9 protein-coding genes are annotated in these 15,310 nt (G+C 67.2%); 2 read left to right on the forward strand and 7 right to left on the reverse strand.

What is annotated here, in order from left to right; all coding sequences use genetic code 11:
* Positions 1-13: 13 nt before the first annotated feature.
* From HL653_RS01195 to HL653_RS01210, 4 genes are all read right to left on the reverse strand, one after another.
* Positions 14-2,965, reverse strand: coding sequence for a YdbH domain-containing protein (locus tag HL653_RS01195; protein ID WP_171742882.1), 2,952 nt, complete (start codon positions 2,963-2,965; stop codon positions 14-16).
* 404 nt (positions 2,966-3,369) lie between these two features.
* Positions 3,370-6,312 carry a valine--tRNA ligase gene (locus HL653_RS01200; RefSeq protein WP_171742883.1) on the reverse strand — a complete coding sequence of 981 codons (2,943 nt, stop codon included), beginning with the start codon at positions 6,310-6,312 and terminating at the stop codon, positions 3,370-3,372.
* A gap of 200 nt (positions 6,313-6,512) precedes the next feature.
* Positions 6,513-6,824, reverse strand: coding sequence for a response regulator (locus HL653_RS01205; RefSeq protein WP_216599935.1), 312 nt, complete (start codon positions 6,822-6,824; stop codon positions 6,513-6,515).
* Positions 6,825-6,956: 132 nt separating this feature from the next.
* Positions 6,957-9,221, reverse strand: a complete 2,265-nt coding sequence (locus HL653_RS01210) for a S9 family peptidase (protein WP_171742885.1) — start codon at positions 9,219-9,221, stop codon at positions 6,957-6,959.
* Positions 9,222-9,339: 118 nt separating this feature from the next.
* Between HL653_RS01210 and HL653_RS01215 the strand changes: the two genes are divergently transcribed.
* The gene (locus HL653_RS01215) at positions 9,340-10,023 is read left to right on the forward strand and encodes a hypothetical protein (protein ID WP_171742886.1); all 684 of its coding nucleotides are present in this window, start codon (positions 9,340-9,342) and stop codon (positions 10,021-10,023) included.
* Positions 10,024-10,114: 91 nt separating this feature from the next.
* Here the strand turns inward: HL653_RS01215 and dnaJ are convergent, their stop codons facing one another.
* Entirely contained in the window at positions 10,115-11,242 is a 1,128-nt protein-coding gene (dnaJ, locus tag HL653_RS01220; RefSeq protein ID WP_171742887.1) for a molecular chaperone DnaJ, read from the reverse strand.
* Between the two features lie 147 nt (positions 11,243-11,389).
* The gene (dnaK, locus tag HL653_RS01225; RefSeq protein ID WP_171742888.1) at positions 11,390-13,294 is read right to left on the reverse strand and encodes a molecular chaperone DnaK; all 1,905 of its coding nucleotides are present in this window, start codon (positions 13,292-13,294) and stop codon (positions 11,390-11,392) included.
* A gap of 211 nt (positions 13,295-13,505) precedes the next feature.
* Here dnaK and HL653_RS01230 point away from each other — a divergent pair, with 211 nt between their 5' ends.
* Positions 13,506-13,955: a copper chaperone PCu(A)C gene (locus HL653_RS01230; protein WP_171742889.1), complete on the forward strand. Its 450-nt coding sequence runs from the start codon at positions 13,506-13,508 to the stop codon at positions 13,953-13,955.
* 194 nt (positions 13,956-14,149) lie between these two features.
* Here the strand turns inward: HL653_RS01230 and HL653_RS01235 are convergent, their stop codons facing one another.
* The gene (locus tag HL653_RS01235) at positions 14,150-15,241 is read right to left on the reverse strand and encodes an endonuclease/exonuclease/phosphatase family protein (protein WP_171742890.1); all 1,092 of its coding nucleotides are present in this window, start codon (positions 15,239-15,241) and stop codon (positions 14,150-14,152) included.
* Positions 15,242-15,310 lie beyond the last annotated feature (69 nt).

Here is a 15,310-nt window from a genome sequence, read left to right on the forward strand (position 1 = left end):
AAGCACGCGCCTTTCATCGCACAACTCCGCTTACGGGGGCCTGAATAGGGGGTTCAGCCGGCGTTGTCGCGGGGCTGGTGGGTCTGACGGACTGAAGCAGCAATTCGGGATCCATGTACGTGCGCGCCGTGCCGACCAGCCCACGGAAGGGGGCACGGATCGCGATGTTGAAGCGGAAGGGCAGGTTGCGGATCAGGCGGGTGATCAGGCTCTGTTCGGGCGTCGCCTCGCGCACGCCGGTGAAGCGCACGTTGCTCACCATCTCGCCGTCCAGCCGCCCGTCGAGGCTGATGTCGAGCGCCGAATAGCGGATCGCCTTCAGCGCGTCGAAGGCCAGCTTGCCCATCGTGCCGATCTGCGCCGACGACAGCTCGCCCACATAAGCCAGCGTGCCGCCGCCGCGCGCGGCGATATAGCCCTTCTCGATCCGCCCGCCATTGTCGTCGAAGATCATCGGCAGTTCGCCATCGAACAGCCCGGTGGCGGCGAGATTCGGGAAATCCAGTTGCTGCACGAACGCGGCGGCATCCACCGATTTCACGCGGAAGGTCATGCGCCGCTCGGCCGCCTTGCTGAAATCCAGAGTGGCGGGATCGAGCAGCAGATTTCCGCCCGCGAACGGGAATGTCGCGTCCTCGATCGCCACGCGATTGTTGCCGGTCAGCTGGAGGTGGACGATGCCGTCATTCACCGCCACGCCGGGGTTCAGCTCGGCGATATGGATCGTCTGCGCGGGTGCGCTGACCAGCCCCAGCAGATCGGTGAACTGGATCTGACCCTTGATGCCGGTGACGGGGCCGAAGGCGGCGGCGAGATCGAGATGCTCGGTGCCGAAAATGCCCGTGCTGGTGACGCCGTCACTCCCCCAGACGATCCGCCCCTGTCCCGAAACCGTGCCCGCCACGTTCGCGATCACGCCGAGGGTCAGCGGGGTCAGCTGATCCGGCTGCAGCCCCTTGGGCGCGAAGGCGATGCCGGGCACGGCGAGATCGGCATGGCCGGCACCGGTGCCGAGATCGTGCGCGATCGTGACGCGCGCCACGTCCGCATGCCGCGAAGGCTGGCGGAGAATGCCCGCCGCCATGATCGTCCCGCCCGTCAGATCCAGCGTCACCGCCTCGGCATCCAGCGGGTGGAAGCGCGGCTCGGGCGCCTGATCGCTCACCTTGAGCGCGCCCTTCAACGCCAGCGTCCCACCCGCAAAGGTCCAGTCGCCCGCCGCGCCCTTCAGATCGAGCGGCACGTTGGCGATCGCGCCGTCCGCGCCCGCGAAGGTGCCGCCGATCTGCCGGCCGAAGCCGCCCTGCAAGGTGGCCACCTCCATGTGGGTGACGCGCTCCGGCGCGCCGATCATGGCGACGACATTCGCCAGATCGAAGCCCCGCTCCGTCACCCGCGCGCGATCGGCCGCGAGCGACATGGGGGAGGCGCCGCTGCGCCCCGTCAGCCGAACCGGAGCGACGGTCGCGTCGATCCGCACTGCGCCACCCCGCTTCCGCGATGCGATCGGACTGCCGCACAGGCGCAAATGCGCCGGATCGAACACGAACCCGCCTTGCCGCAGTTCGCGGAACGCTACGTCGCGACATCCCGCGTCGAGGGCGAAAGTGCCGTCACCTGCGACACTCCCGCCGACCGGAACGGTCAGCCCACGCACGACGCCGGCACCCAGCGGGCCATCGACGCCCAGCAGCAGATCGAAGCGCGCCGCCCCCTTCTCCCAGTTGAACGTCAGACGTGGCGCGGCGAGGCGCGCATCGCCCGCCACGAAGGGATCGAGCCTTCCGGTGGCGCTGAGCGGCGCACCCTCGCCCGCCTGCCGAATGCGCAGCCGCAGTGGCGGTAGATCGCCGCCCCCGCTCGCCACATCGCTGTCCAGCTGCCACCCGCTCGGCGCGAAGCGGAGCCCGGTGCCGCCGGTCGCGCTGATCCGCGCGCCATCCGCTCCGGCCAGCATCGCGCGCCGCACGCGCACGCTGGCGGCGAGCCCTTCGATCGCCCCGTCAAACTCCACCCGCGCCGCGGCATCGCGCAGCAACGTGGCGATACCGCGCGTGGCTCGCGTCGCGGTCGGCGTCACGGGAAGACCCGCCGGGATGGCGACGCCCGCGACCATCCCGGCCTGCTCCGGCAAGGCGAGATGCGCGAAGGACAGCGCGCCCTTCGCATCGAGATGGCCGAACGTGCCCGCCGCCTCGACCGAGCCCGCCATCCCCGCGAACCGCGCCGGCCCCGCGCTGCCCCCAAAGCCGAACGGCTGCGCCTCCAGCTGCACCCGATCGAACGCCTTGTTCGAGGTGGCCTGGATCCGCAGCACGCCCCGCCCGAGCGCGAAATGCGGGCAGCCCGTGCCCGCCAGCGCCACCGGCCCCGCCACATGGGGATTTCCCGCGTCGGTCCAGACCGTCATGTCCGCCACCGCATGCACGAGCGAGCAGGAGGCGAGGCGCAGCATGCCCGCCTCCGCCCGTGCCTCACCGCTAAACTCCCGCGTCGGGTTGCCCGCCCCCGTCAGCGCCACCCGGATCGCGCCATTGGGCGTATCCAGCGCCAGCGTCACATCGCGCAGGTTCACCGCCAGATCGGGCAGCTCGGTCTTGCCGCCGCTCCTGGGCAGCAGCCGATCGATCGCGCCGAGATGGAGCCCGTCGCCATCCAGCCGGGCCGTGAGCCGCACGCCGTCCACCGCCACGCCGCGCACGACCGGGCCGGTCCAGCCATAGCCGATCGTCACGTCGATCCGCTTGGCCACCAGATCGGGATGCGCGGGATCGCCGATGCGCACGTCCTCCATCCGCTCCAGCAGCGGGCCGACCTTGGTGATGCGATAGCTGGCGGGCACCTGCGCCGCCTCCAGGGTCCGATCGACGAGCAGCCCGGCGATGCGCAGCCGCAGCGCCCAGACGAGCAGCAGCGCGAGCGCCAGCACGCCCAGCACCGCCCACAGACGCGGACGCCGCCTCACACCCGAGCCTCGCGCACGAGGGGCTTCACGCAGGCCAGCCTGCGATCAGGGGGAGGATCGGGTGCTCGCAGGCGGGCAGGTCGCGCATCAGGGCTCCGGAAGTGGACGGCAAGGCTAGCCGAGCTGTGCGGCGATCCCAAGTCCGTCGAAAGCGTCGTCATCCCGGACTTGATCCGGCATACCGCTCCTTTTTCTTCCGGTCGCGGAAGGCAAGCGGGACCCCGGATCAAGTCCGGGGTGACGGAGAAAGGAATTGAGCGCTCAGCCCTCCCCCGTTTGGTTCGAGCTTGTCGAGAACCCGCAGCTTCGAGCGAAGCCGAGAAGCGTCAAGACCGGGAGCCTTCTCGACTTCGATCTCGACAGGCTCGATCTTCGCTCGAAGCAAGCGGGAGGCCGGGAGGAAACTACCCCAGCCGCGCGAGCGCCGCGCGCAGCCGCTCGGCCTCGGCCGCCTTGGCCGCATGATCCTCGCGCGCCTTGGCGACCGCCTCGGGCTTGGCCTTCTCCACGAACGAGGGATTGCCGAGCCGCCCCGAAAGCGACGCCGCTTCCTTCTCGGCTGCCTGCGCCGCCTTTTCGAGACGGGCTTTCTCCGCCGCCAGATCGATCACGCCTTCCAGCGGCAGCACGAACGTCGCCTCGTCGACCACGATCTGCGCGGCCCCGCCCGGCGCCGCCTCGCCCTCGGCAATCTCGACGCGCGCCATGCGCCCCAGCGGCGCGGCATTGGCGGCGAGACGCGCAAGCGTCGTCTCGCCCGCCCCGCGCGCATACATGGGCAGGCGCGCGCCCGGCGGCACGTTCAGCTCGGAACGGGTCGCGCGAATGCCCTGCACGGCGCGGATCAGCCACTCCACCTCGGCGCTCGCCTCCGGATCCAGCGCGCGCGCATCCGCCATCGGCCACTTCGCCACGATGATATCGTGATCGCGCGCCGCCAGCGCGTGCCACAATTCCTCGGTGATGAAGGGCATGAACGGGTGGAGCAGGATGAGGATCTGATCCAGCACCCAGCCGGCGACCGCACGGGTTTCGTCCGCCTCGACACCACCCCGTTCGCCCTGAGCCTGTCGGAGCCTGTCCTGAGCGCCTGCCGCAGGCGGGCAGTCGAAGGGGGCCGCACTTCCTTCTTCACCATCGGCAGAAGAAAAGGACGGTGCTTCGACAGGCTCAGCACCAACGGAAGAGGGAGCGTTGCCCGGAGACAGAACCGGCTTGATCAGCTCCAGATACCAGTCGCAAAACTGGCTCCAGACGAAGTGGTAGATGGTGTTGGCCGCCTCGTCATAGCGCAGGTCGGCCAGCGCCAGATCCAGCGCCTGGATCGTGCGGACGGCCTCGCCCAGGATCCACTTGTTGACGGCGAGCGTCGCCTTGGGCGGCTCGATCGTGGTGGAGCCGCCGATGCCGTTCGATTGCGCGAAACGGGCCGCATTCCACAGCTTCGTCGCGAAATTGCGATAGCCCTCGACGCGCTTTTCATCGAGCTTGATGTCGCGCCCCTGGCTCTCCATCGCCGCCAGCGTGAAGCGCAGCGCATCGGCGCCGTACTTGTCGATCAGGCCCAGCGGATCGACGGTGTTGCCCTTGGACTTGGACATTTTCGATCCGTCCGGCGCGCGGACGAGGCCATGGAGATAGAGCGTCTTCCACGGCACTTCCTTCATGAAGTGCAGCCCCTGCATCGCCATGCGCGCATCCCAGAAGAAAAGGATGTCGAAGCCGGAGATCAGCACGTCATTGGGATAATGGCGCTTGAGCGTCTCGGTCTGCTCCGGCCAGCCCAGCGTGCCAAACGGCCAAAGGGCTGACGAGAACCACGTGTCGAGCACGTCGGGATCACGGTGGATCGTCACCGGAACATAGTGTTCTTGCTCAGACACCGTGGTTTCCACGTCAAAGCCCTGTCCGGGCTCGGTGGTCCAAGGTGCATCGTCACTCGTGAGAACAGCGAATTCAGAGCCGTAATAGGCGCGAGCTAGCTCTGTTGCTTCTTCCTCGGTAGCAGCGACGAACGGCTCGAGGTTGGCCCTGTCAGAAGATTCAACAGTGGTCCGCGGCCCCGTCTTCTTCGGTCCGTACCAGACCGGGATCTGGTGGCCCCACCAGAGCTGGCGGGACACGCACCAGGGCTGGATATTCTCCAGCCACTGATACCAGGTCTTCTTCCACGTTTCCGGCACGACGCGGATCGCGCCGGAGCGCACCGCCTCCAGCGCAGGCCCGGCGAGCGTCTTGGCATCGACATACCATTGATCGGTCAGCCACGGCTCGATCACCACGCCCGATCGGTCGCCGTAGGGCGTCTGGATCACGCGATCCTCCACCTTCAGGAGGATGCCGTCCTCCTCCAGCAGCTTCACGATCCAGTCGCGCGCCTCGAAGCGGTCCATGCCGATCAGGTCGATCGGGATCAGGCCGTCCGCCGTCTGCGTGATCTTCGCTTCGGCATCCAGCATGTTGAGCATCTCGGCCGGCTTGATGCCCGCGCGCACGCCCACCTCGAAATCGTTGAAGTCATGCCCCGGCGTGATCTTCACAGCACCCGATCCCAAAGCGGGATCGGCATGCTCGTCCGCCACGATCGGAATCAGGCGGCCGGTGATCGGCAGTTTCACCTTCTTGCCGATCAGCGCCGTGTAGCGCTCGTCCTCGGGATGGACGGCCACCGCCATGTCGGCCAGCAGCGTCTCCGGCCGCGTCGTCGCCACCGTGATCGTGCCCGATCCATCGGCCAGCGGATATGCGAGATGCCAGAACTTGCCGTTGATCTCCTTCGTCTCGACCTCGAGATCGGAGATGGCGGTGCGAAAATGGGGATCCCAGTTCACGAGCCGCTTGTCGCGATAGAGCAGCCCCTGCCGGTACAGCTCGACGAACACCTTCACGACGGCCTTCGAAAAGCCCTCGTCCATCGTGAAACGCTCATTGGCCCAATCGCATGACGCGCCCAGGCGGCGCAGCTGGCGCGTGATCTGGCCGCCGCTCTCGGCCTTCCACTCCCACACCTTCTCGATGAAGCCGTCGCGGCCCAGCTCCTGCCGCTTGATGCCCTGCGCGCCCAGATTGCGCTCGACCACCATCTGCGTCGCGATGCCCGCATGATCGGTGCCGACCACCCACAGCGCATCCTTGCCCTGCAGGCGCGCATGGCGGACGAGAATGTCCTGCAGCGTATTGTCCAGCGCATGGCCGATATGGAGCGATCCGGTCACGTTCGGCGGCGGGATCACGATCGTGAAGGGCTCGGCCTCGCCCCGTTCGGGCCGGAACAGGCCGGACTGCTCCCAATGCGGATACCAGCGCGCCTCGATCGTGGCGGGGTCGAAGGTCTTGTCGATCGTCATAGGCCCGCTCCTAACGAGGAGCCGCGCCTGCGCCTAGGGTGTGATCTGCTGACAAGCGCTGCGCCACTCGTTCCGTTTGCTTCGAGTAGCCGTCGAGCCTGCCGGGACGGCGTATCGAGAAATCGTCCGGCCCGATGTCTCGATACGGGTTCTCGACAAGCTCGAACCCTACTCGACACAAACGGTTCGGGGAGCGCTCCTCAATTCAGCAGATGCGCGAACAGGCCGGTCACCTGGCTCGATCGATAGGGCTTGGCGAGGAAATGGCCGCCTTCGGGCAGGGAGTCGCGCGAGACGATCATCTTGCCCGACGTCACCACCACCACCATCTGCGGGCAGAGCCGGTGCGCGATATGGGCCAGTTCCACGCCGTCATAGCGGCCCGGCATGTTCACATCGGTGAAGATGGCGCGGATGTCCGGGCGCTCCTCCAGCCGCTGCAGCGCCTGCTCGCCATCCAGCGCGTCGATCGCCTCGAAGCCCGCCTCCTCGAACGCATCGATCGTACTCATCAGGATAAGGGGCTCGTCTTCCACGACCAGCACCGCAGGCTTCCGGCTATTCATCTTCGGCTAATCGCATGAACCGCGACCTCGTTCCGTTAACCTATGATAATTTTAGTACCGAAAATGAACCGACCTGCATCAGTGTGGCGAAGTTTCCACAGTCCGCTGCAGGAAACGCAGGATCGTGCCCCACACATGGGTCTGCGCGCCCTCGCCCGAAACGCCGTGGGTTTTGCCCGGATAGACCATCATTTCGAACGGCACCTTGGCCTCCTGCATCCGCGCGAACAGCATCGTCGAATTTTCGAACACCACATTGTCGTCGGCCATGCCGTGGATCACGAGCAGGGGATCCTGGATGGCGGTCGCATCGGCCAGCGCATCGGACTTTTCATAGACCTTGGGCAGCCTGGTGGGATCGCCCAGATAGCGCTCGGTATAAGCGGTATCGTAGAGTTCCCACTTGGTGACGGGCGCGCCGGCAATGCCCGCCGCGAACACGCCGGGCGCCGCCTCCAGCATCTTCAGCGTCATGTAGCCGCCATAGGACCAGCCGTAGGTGACGACCTTGGCGGGATCGACATAATCCAGCGTCTTCAGCCACTTGGCCGCCGCCACCTGATCCTCGACCTCGACCGTGCCCATCGCGTGATAGATCTGGTCCTCGAAGGCGCGGCCGCGATTGGCCGATCCGCGATTGTCGATCTCGAAATAGATCCAGCCCTGCGAGGCGAGATATTGCCCCATCGGATTGGCCCAGGCGCGCTGCACGGTCTGCACGTGCGGGCCGCCATAATGCTCCATGAAGACGGGATAATGCTTGCCCGGCTCCATCGTGGGCTTGATCATCTTCCAGTGGAGGATGCTGCCGTCGGCGGCCTTCATCGTGCCGAATACGGTCTCGCGATGCCGGGCGAGATAGGGCGCATAGGGATGATCCCCGGTCACCGCATTCTCGCTGATCCAGGTGAGCCGCTTGCCGGCCGCGTCCGCCAGATAATATTGCGGCGGCTGGGTCGGGCTCGAGCGGCGGATGATCAGGCGCTGGCCGGTGCGGTCCATCTGCGCGTCGTTCCACCAGCCGCGCTCGGTGATCCGCTGGGGCTCACCGGGCTTCAGATAGTCGATCGCATAGACCTGGCTTTCCAGCACGTCGTCCTTGTTCGCCGTGAAGAACAGGCGATGATCCGCCTGATCCACGCCGATCAGCCCGGCATTGAACGACTGGCCGTCCGTCTCCAGCGTCCAGGCGCCCCGCGTGAGCGGGATCCACTTGCCCGCCACCCAGCGATAGAGATGCTTGGTGCCGCTGCGCTCCGAACTCCAGATCAGGCTGCCATCGGCCAGCGCGCGGAAATCGTCGGTCAGGTTGATCCAGGTTTTGGAGGTCTCGCTGAACAGCAGGGTGGACTTGCCCGTGGCGGCATCCACCTTGAGCATGTCGAGCGTCTTCTGGTCACGGCTGAGACGCTGGACGTAGAGCGTCTTCCCGTCACGCGCCCAGTTGACGCGGGCGAGATAGATATCGGGATCGGCGCCCAGATCCACCTGCACGCGCGCAGTGCCGTCCGCATTCATCACCCACAATTGGACGACGGCATTGGGCGTACCCGCCGCCGGATAGCGCTGGTCGAACACGCGCGTGCCGTCCGCGCCGATCGAGGCGCGGCTGACCACCTTCACGCCACTCTCGTCGGTGCGCTGCACGGCGACGCGCTGGTCGCCCGGTGCCCACCAGGTGCCGGAAAAGCGGTTCAGTTCCTCCTGCGCGACGAACTCGGCCGTGCCCCACGACAGCGCATCCTTGCCGTCGGTGGTGAGCTGCTGCTCCTTGCCGGTGGCCAGATCGATCGCGAACAGATTCTGCCCGCGCACGAACGACACGTAGCGTCCGCTTTCGGACACCTTCGCCTCGATCTCCGTCTCGGGCGTGTTGGTCAGGCGGCGGACGCTGCCGTCGAGCCCGGCCAGATAGAGATCGCCATCCAGCGGCACGAGCAGGCTCTTGCCGTCCGGCGCCCAGTCATAAGCCGTGATGCCCTTGAGCGCGCCGATGCGAAGCCTCTCGCGCCGCATCTTCTCTTCTTCCGAGAGCGCGGCGCCGGTGCCGACCTTCTCGCTGTCCACCAGCATGCGCTGCTCGCCCGTGGTCGTGTCGATCGCCCACAGATCGTAGCGGTCGCGATCCTCGGGGCGGTTCTTGAGCAAGGTGGCGAGCTTGCCGTCGGGCGACAGCTTCAGCAGGCGCGGCGCGGGGCCCGCCAGGCCGGGGCTCTGGAACAGGCGCTCCAGCGTCAGCCCGGTGGCGGGCGAGGCGGAGGCGGCGGGCGGTGCGGCGGCGGGGGAAGTGGTGGCTGTCACGAGGCTCACGGTGGCGATGGCGGCTGCCAGGATGGTCTTCATGGCAACGCCTTGTAACGACTGAACGATGCCGCGCCAGCCCATGCGCTTGCCAGCCCCCTGCTTGCCAGCAGCGTTGCGCACGACGATGATCGCCGCCGCTGTATGGCCGGGGGGCATCATGCGTCGATTATATTGGGCATTCCTGTTCGCGTTCGCGGTGATGGTCGCGGGCTTCTGGCCAACGACGGCGGGCTCGTCCGTGCCGCTCGGGCCGCTGCGCATCATCCATGGCAGCCTCGCCGCATTGTGGATGGCGATGCTGGTCGCGCAGAGCTTTCTCGCCGGGCGCTGGAAGATAAAGTGGCACCGGCGGATCGGCTGGGCCTCGGTCGCGGTCGTGCCGGCGCTGGTGGTGACGGCGTTTCTCGTCGTGCAGGATGGCCTGCGCCACTCCACCTATTTTCCGCGCGACCTGCGCCTGACGCTGACGTGGATCGATCTCTGGTCGCTCATCCTGTTCACCGGCCTCTGGGGCGCGGCGATCGCGAAGCGCAAGCGCTGGCCGCTGCACGCCCGCTATGCGGGCTGCACGGTGTTCGTCGCGATCATCCCGGCGCTCGGGCGATTGCTGGGGATCAACATCCCCGCGATCGGTGGCCTCACCGGCGCGCTCCATCCCAGCTACTGGATCGTCGAGGCGGTGCTGATCGGCCTGATCGTGCGCGACGTGCGCAAGGGCGGCCATCTCGTGCCTTATGCGATCACGCTGGCAGGGCTCGTGTTCCTGGAGGCGACGATGTTCGCCGCACCCCATTGGGGCTGGTTCAATGCTTTCGCCGAAGCGATCGGGCCGGTGGGCTGAAACTCCCGTATTCCTGCGAAAACAGGAATCCAGAGCCACGAACGCTGCGCTTGAAGCCCTGTGCTCCTGCCTTCGCAGGAGCACAGGACCATCAATTCCCCGCGAGCTTGTCCTTCAGGAAGGTGAAGAAGCCGCTCGCCTGCGGGCATTCCTCGCCCGTTTCGGTCGAGCGGAATTCCTCGAGCAATTCCTTCTGGCGCGCGGTCAGCTTGGTCGGCGTCTCGACGTCGATCTGGATCACGAGATCGCCCTGCCCGCGCCCGTTCAGCACGGGCATGCCCGCCGCGCGCTGGCGGAGTTGCTTGCCCGACTGGATACCGGCCGGAATACGGATCTCGTGCGCGGCGCCGTCGAGGCCCGGCACGGTGATCGTGCCGCCCAGCGCCGCCGTGGTGATGCTGATCGGCGCGTGCGCGAAGAGCGTCGTACCGTCGCGCTGGAACAGATCGTGGCGCGTCACGTGGATGAACACGTAGAGGTCGCCCGCCGGCCCGCCGCGCGCGCCCGCCTCGCCCTCGCCGGTCATGCGGATGCGCGTGCCTTCATCCACGCCGCGCGGAATCTTTAATTCCAGCGTCTTGGTCTTCTCCACCCGGCCTTCGCCATGACAGGCGCCGCAGGGGGAGGAGATGGTCTGGCCGCGCCCGTGGCAGGTGGGGCAGGTCCGCTCCACCACGAAGAAGCCCTGCTGCGCGCGGACCTTGCCGTGGCCGGCGCAGGTGCCGCAGGTGCGCGGGGCAGAGCCTTCGGCCGCACCCGAACCGTGGCAGGTGTCGCACGCCGCCGCGACATCGACGCGGATCTGCTCGGTGCGCCCGTGGAAGGCGTCTTCCAGACTGATTTCGAGATCGTAGCGCAGGTCCGCACCGCGCAGCACGGACGAGCGGCCGCCACCCCGGCCACCACCGCCCATGAACTCGCCGAAGATATTCTCGAAGATGTCGGAGAAGCCCTCGAAGCCCTGCGCACCGTGGCCGCCACCGCCGCCGCCATTCTGGAAGGCGGCATGGCCATAGCGATCATAGGCCGCGCGCTTCTGCGGATCCTTCAGCACATCATAGGCGACGCTGATCGCCTTGAACTTGGCTTCGCTGTCCGAGCAGCCCGGATTGCGATCCGGATGGCATTGCATGGCCAGGCGACGGTAAGACGTCTTGATCGTCTTGTCGTCAGCGGTCCGCTCGACCTCGAGCAGTTCGTAATAATCGACGTCAGCCATTCAGCGCCCCGCAGTAACTCCCTCTCCCGCTTTCGCAGGAAAGGGCTGGGGTGAGGGTCTTGCCCGGCCCCGGCACGTACCGCGACCCGGAAAGCACAAGACCCTCACCCATCCCCCTCCCGCGAAAGCGGGAGAGGGCTCACGTCCTTACTTGTTGTCGTCGACTTCCGAGAATTCGGCATCGACCACATCTTCGCCCTGGCCCGCGCCGGGGGCAGCGCCGGCTGCGGCGTCACCGCCGGCCGCCTGCTGCTTCTCGTAAATGGCCTGGCCCATCTTCATGGCGACCTGCGCAAGCGCATTGGCCTTCTCGGTCATCTTCTCGGCATCGTTGCTCTCGACGGCGGCGCGCGCCTCGACGATCGCGCCCTCGATCTCGGACTTCAGGCCCGCTTCCACCGCATCGCCATGCTCGCGCAGCTGGCTCTCGGTGGAGTGGATCAGGCTTTCGGCGTTGTTCTTGGCTTCCGCCGAGGCACGACGCTTCTTGTCCTCTTCGGCGAACTGCTCGGCATCCTTCACCATCTGATCGATGTCGGAGTCCGACAGGCCGCCCGAGGCCTGAATCTTGATCTGCTGCTCCTTGCCCGTGCCCTTGTCCTTGGCGGACACGTTCACGATGCCGTTCGCGTCGATGTCGAACGTCACCTCGATCTGCGGCACGCCGCGCGGCGCCGGCGGGATGCCGACCAGATCGAACTGGCCCAGCATCTTGTTGTCCTGCGCCATTTCGCGCTCGCCCTGGAAGACGCGGATCGTCACGGCGTTCTGATTGTCATCCGCCGTCGAATAGGTCTGCGACTTCTTGGTCGGGATCGTCGTGTTGCGGTCGATCATCTTGGTCATGATGCCGCCCAGCGTCTCGATGCCCAGCGACAGCGGGGTCACGTCGAGCAGCAGCACGTCCTTCACGTCGCCCTGCAGCACGCCCGCCTGCACGGCGGCGCCGATCGCGACCACCTCATCGGGGTTCACGCCGGTGTGCGGCTCCTTGCCGAAGAAGGCCTTCACGGCTTCGCGCACCTTGGGCATGCGCGTCATGCCGCCGACGAGGACGACCTCGTCGATGTCGCCGGCCGAGAGGCCCGCATCCTTGAGCGCCTTCTTCATCGGCTCGATCGTGCGCGTGATGAGCGGCTCGACCAGACGCTCCAGATCGGCGCGCGTGATCTGCTTCACCAGATGCTTCGGCCCGGTGGCGTCGGCGGTGATGAAGGGCAGGTTCACCTCGGTCGTCGCGGTGGACGACAGCTCGATCTTCGCCTTCTCGGCGGCTTCCTTCAGGCGCTGCAGAGCCAGACGATCCTTGGTCAGATCGATACCCTCGGACGCCTTGAAGCCCTGCGCCAGATATTCGACGACCTTGGCGTCGAAATCCTCGCCGCCGAGGAACGTGTCGCCATTGGTGGACTTCACCTCGAACACGCCGTCGCCGATCTCCAGCACGGACACGTCGAACGTGCCGCCGCCAAGGTCATAGACCGCGATCGTCTTGTTGGTGTCCTTGTCGAGGCCGTAGGCGAGCGCCGCCGCCGTCGGCTCGTTGATGATGCGCAGCACTTCCAGGCCCGCGATGCGGCCGGCATCCTTGGTCGCCTGGCGCTGCGCGTCGTTGAAATAGGCCGGAACCGTGATGACGGCCTGCGTGACGGTCTCGCCCAGATAGCTCTCGGCGGTTTCCTTCATCTTCTGCAGCGTGAAGGCGGAAATCTGGCTGGGCGAATAATCCTCGCCGCCGGCCTGCACCCACGCGTCGCCATTCGCACCCTTCACGATGTGATAGGGGACCAGCTCGGTGTCCTTCTTGGTCACCGGATCGTCGAAGCGGCGGCCGATCAGGCGCTTCACCGCGAAGATCGTGTTGTCGGGGTTGGTGACGGCCTGGCGCTTCGCCGGCTGACCGATCAGGCGCTCGCCATCCTTGGCGAAGGCGACGATCGAGGGCGTGGTGCGCGCGCCTTCGGCATTTTCGATCACCTTGGGGCTCCCGCCCTCCATGACCGCGACGCAGCTGTTGGTCGTACCGAGATCGATGCCGATGACTTTGGCCATTGGGTTCCTCTTGCAAGCAGATTTCGTGTCGCGACGGCAGCCCCCTCAAAAGGCGAACCACCGTTTCCACGACGTTTCACGACGGGCGATATAGGTGGTGGAAAAGTGTCCGCAAGGAGGCGGCCCGAGGCGCGGTTCCATAACGGTTCCATGCGGTTCGTCGCGCAGGGCCGCCTTTCCCGCAGCCGGTGCCATCCGGTAGGGATGCGTCATGACGCGCATCGCCCTCCTCGCCGCCGCCCTTGCCCCCCTCGCCCTGCTCGGCGGATGCGACGGTCATCCGGCGGAACCGAAGGTCACCCACGCCTGGGTGCGCCTGCCCGCCGTGCCGGGCCGCCCGGCCGCCGCTTACTTCACCGTCTCCGGCGGGCGCGCCGACGAGACGCTGGTGCGCGTGGAAAGCGCGCTCGCGAAGCGGATCGAGATGCACGAGAGCATGGGGACGGGCGGCATGGCGATGATGAAGCCGCTGCCCAGCCTGCCGCTGCCCGCCCGCTCCGACACGAGGTTCGCACCCGGCGGCAAGCATCTGATGCTGTTCGACGTCGATCCGGTCGTCACCCCCGGCACCGCCATCCCGATCCGCTTCGGCTTCGCCAGCGGAAAGACGGCGGAAGCGGAAGCGAAGACCGTGGCGGCAGGAGACGACGCGCCTTACTGATCGTCGCTCTTTCGCCGAAAATCTGGAGATGACGGCGGCACTCGCCGACTCGCTGATCGCCCGCGATTTTCCGATTTTCGTGCATATCGGCCGGCTCAGCCCCTCCGAACCGACCGCCAGCGCCGCGCTCGAAAACAAGAGCTGCGTGGTCGGGCAGCCCCACCACCCGGATAGGGCCGGGGAAACGGGCGGCGCTATCGCGACGCGATCATCAGGCCCGAGCCCGGCACGCGCTCCACGGCATAGCGCACAGCATAGCCGATATGGTCGGACAGCATCGATCCGTCCGCCTCGGTGCCGAACGGCACCGTCACCGCCGTCGGGCGCAGCGCCGTCACGCTGCCCGCCGCATAGATTTGCAGATCCTTGCCCTTGTCGCGCGAGGCGCGGGCATCCTCGGGCGCATCCACGCTGCAGCCGCCCCGCCGACGCAGGCAGGCGACCAGCGCGGTGCGGATCGGCGGGTGGCCGTCGGGTCGGGCGAGGCTGCCCAGCATCGCCGCGAACTGGCCCGCGCGGGTCGATCCGCGGCCGATATTGGTATCGCCCGCCATCACATAAGGCAGGCCCGGCGGCAGATGCGCGCGCAGGAATGCGCCCAGCACATCCACCTGCCGGGCGAAGGCGCGGGCATAGCGCGCCTCGGACACGCCGGAGGCCGTCTTCGCGTTGAGATGCGTCGCCACCAGCGCGATCGGCTGCGGCGCGCCCGGCACGGCGACCAGCGCGATCATCGCGCCCTTGTTGGCGAGGCAATCCAGCCCCGCGCAGGCATGATCGGGAAAGACGGTCGAGGTGACGCCCAGGATCGGGAAATCGGAGAAGATCAGCAGACCGCTGCCCGCCCATTTGCCCGAACCTTCGCCCATCAGGCGCGATCCCGATGCCATGTAGGCGCGATCCGTGCGATCCGCAGCCGCCTCGGCCGCCCGATTGCGGACGTCCGCGCCCGGACCCTCGACGATGTAGCGATAGCCCGCATGCGCACCGATCGCGCGCTGCGCCGCGCCGAACGCCTCCTGCACCACCACGATATGCGGCTGCGCGCCCTTGGCCCGGAGCCCGCGCAGGCGTTCGGCGATGCGCGCCGCCGCCTCGTCCCGGCCCGAGCGCACCGGCCAGGGCAGGCCCTCGACATTGTAGGTCAGGATCGAGAGCGCGTCGGCCGGCTGGGCGATGGCGGCGGCGCGCGGCGACGGCGCGCTCGCCGGGCTGGGGCCGCCGATCGTGAAGACAAACGGCACCAGCGCCATCATGTGAAACGCGACCTTCGCGACCCTGCCCATGGCTTCCCCCCGCCGATGATCAGCGGAGTCGCCTTAGCGACAAAGGGTTACGCGCGACCTTCCGAACGA

The organism is Sphingomonas sp. AP4-R1, assembly GCF_013113735.1.
Classification (GTDB): domain Bacteria; phylum Pseudomonadota; class Alphaproteobacteria; order Sphingomonadales; family Sphingomonadaceae; genus Sphingomonas_I.

What these genes read in the sequence shown, in the direction of transcription:
- HL653_RS01200 (WP_171742883.1), bottom strand. Translation starts at nt 6,312, where the DNA reads ATGACGATCGACAAGACCTTCGACCCCGCCACGATCGAGGCGCGCTGG.
- HL653_RS01205 (WP_216599935.1), bottom strand. Translation starts at nt 6,824, where the DNA reads ATGAGTACGATCGATGCGTTCGAGGAGGCGGGCTTCGAGGCGATCGAC.
- HL653_RS01210 (WP_171742885.1), bottom strand. Translation starts at nt 9,221, where the DNA reads ATGAAGACCATCCTGGCAGCCGCCATCGCCACCGTGAGCCTCGTGACA.
- HL653_RS01215 (WP_171742886.1), top strand. Translation starts at nt 9,340, where the DNA reads ATGCGTCGATTATATTGGGCATTCCTGTTCGCGTTCGCGGTGATGGTC.
- dnaJ (WP_171742887.1), bottom strand. Translation starts at nt 11,242, where the DNA reads ATGGCTGACGTCGATTATTACGAACTGCTCGAGGTCGAGCGGACCGCT.
- dnaK (WP_171742888.1), bottom strand. Translation starts at nt 13,294, where the DNA reads ATGGCCAAAGTCATCGGCATCGATCTCGGTACGACCAACAGCTGCGTC.
- HL653_RS01230 (WP_171742889.1), top strand. Translation starts at nt 13,506, where the DNA reads ATGACGCGCATCGCCCTCCTCGCCGCCGCCCTTGCCCCCCTCGCCCTG.
- HL653_RS01235 (WP_171742890.1), bottom strand. Translation starts at nt 15,241, where the DNA reads ATGGGCAGGGTCGCGAAGGTCGCGTTTCACATGATGGCGCTGGTGCCG.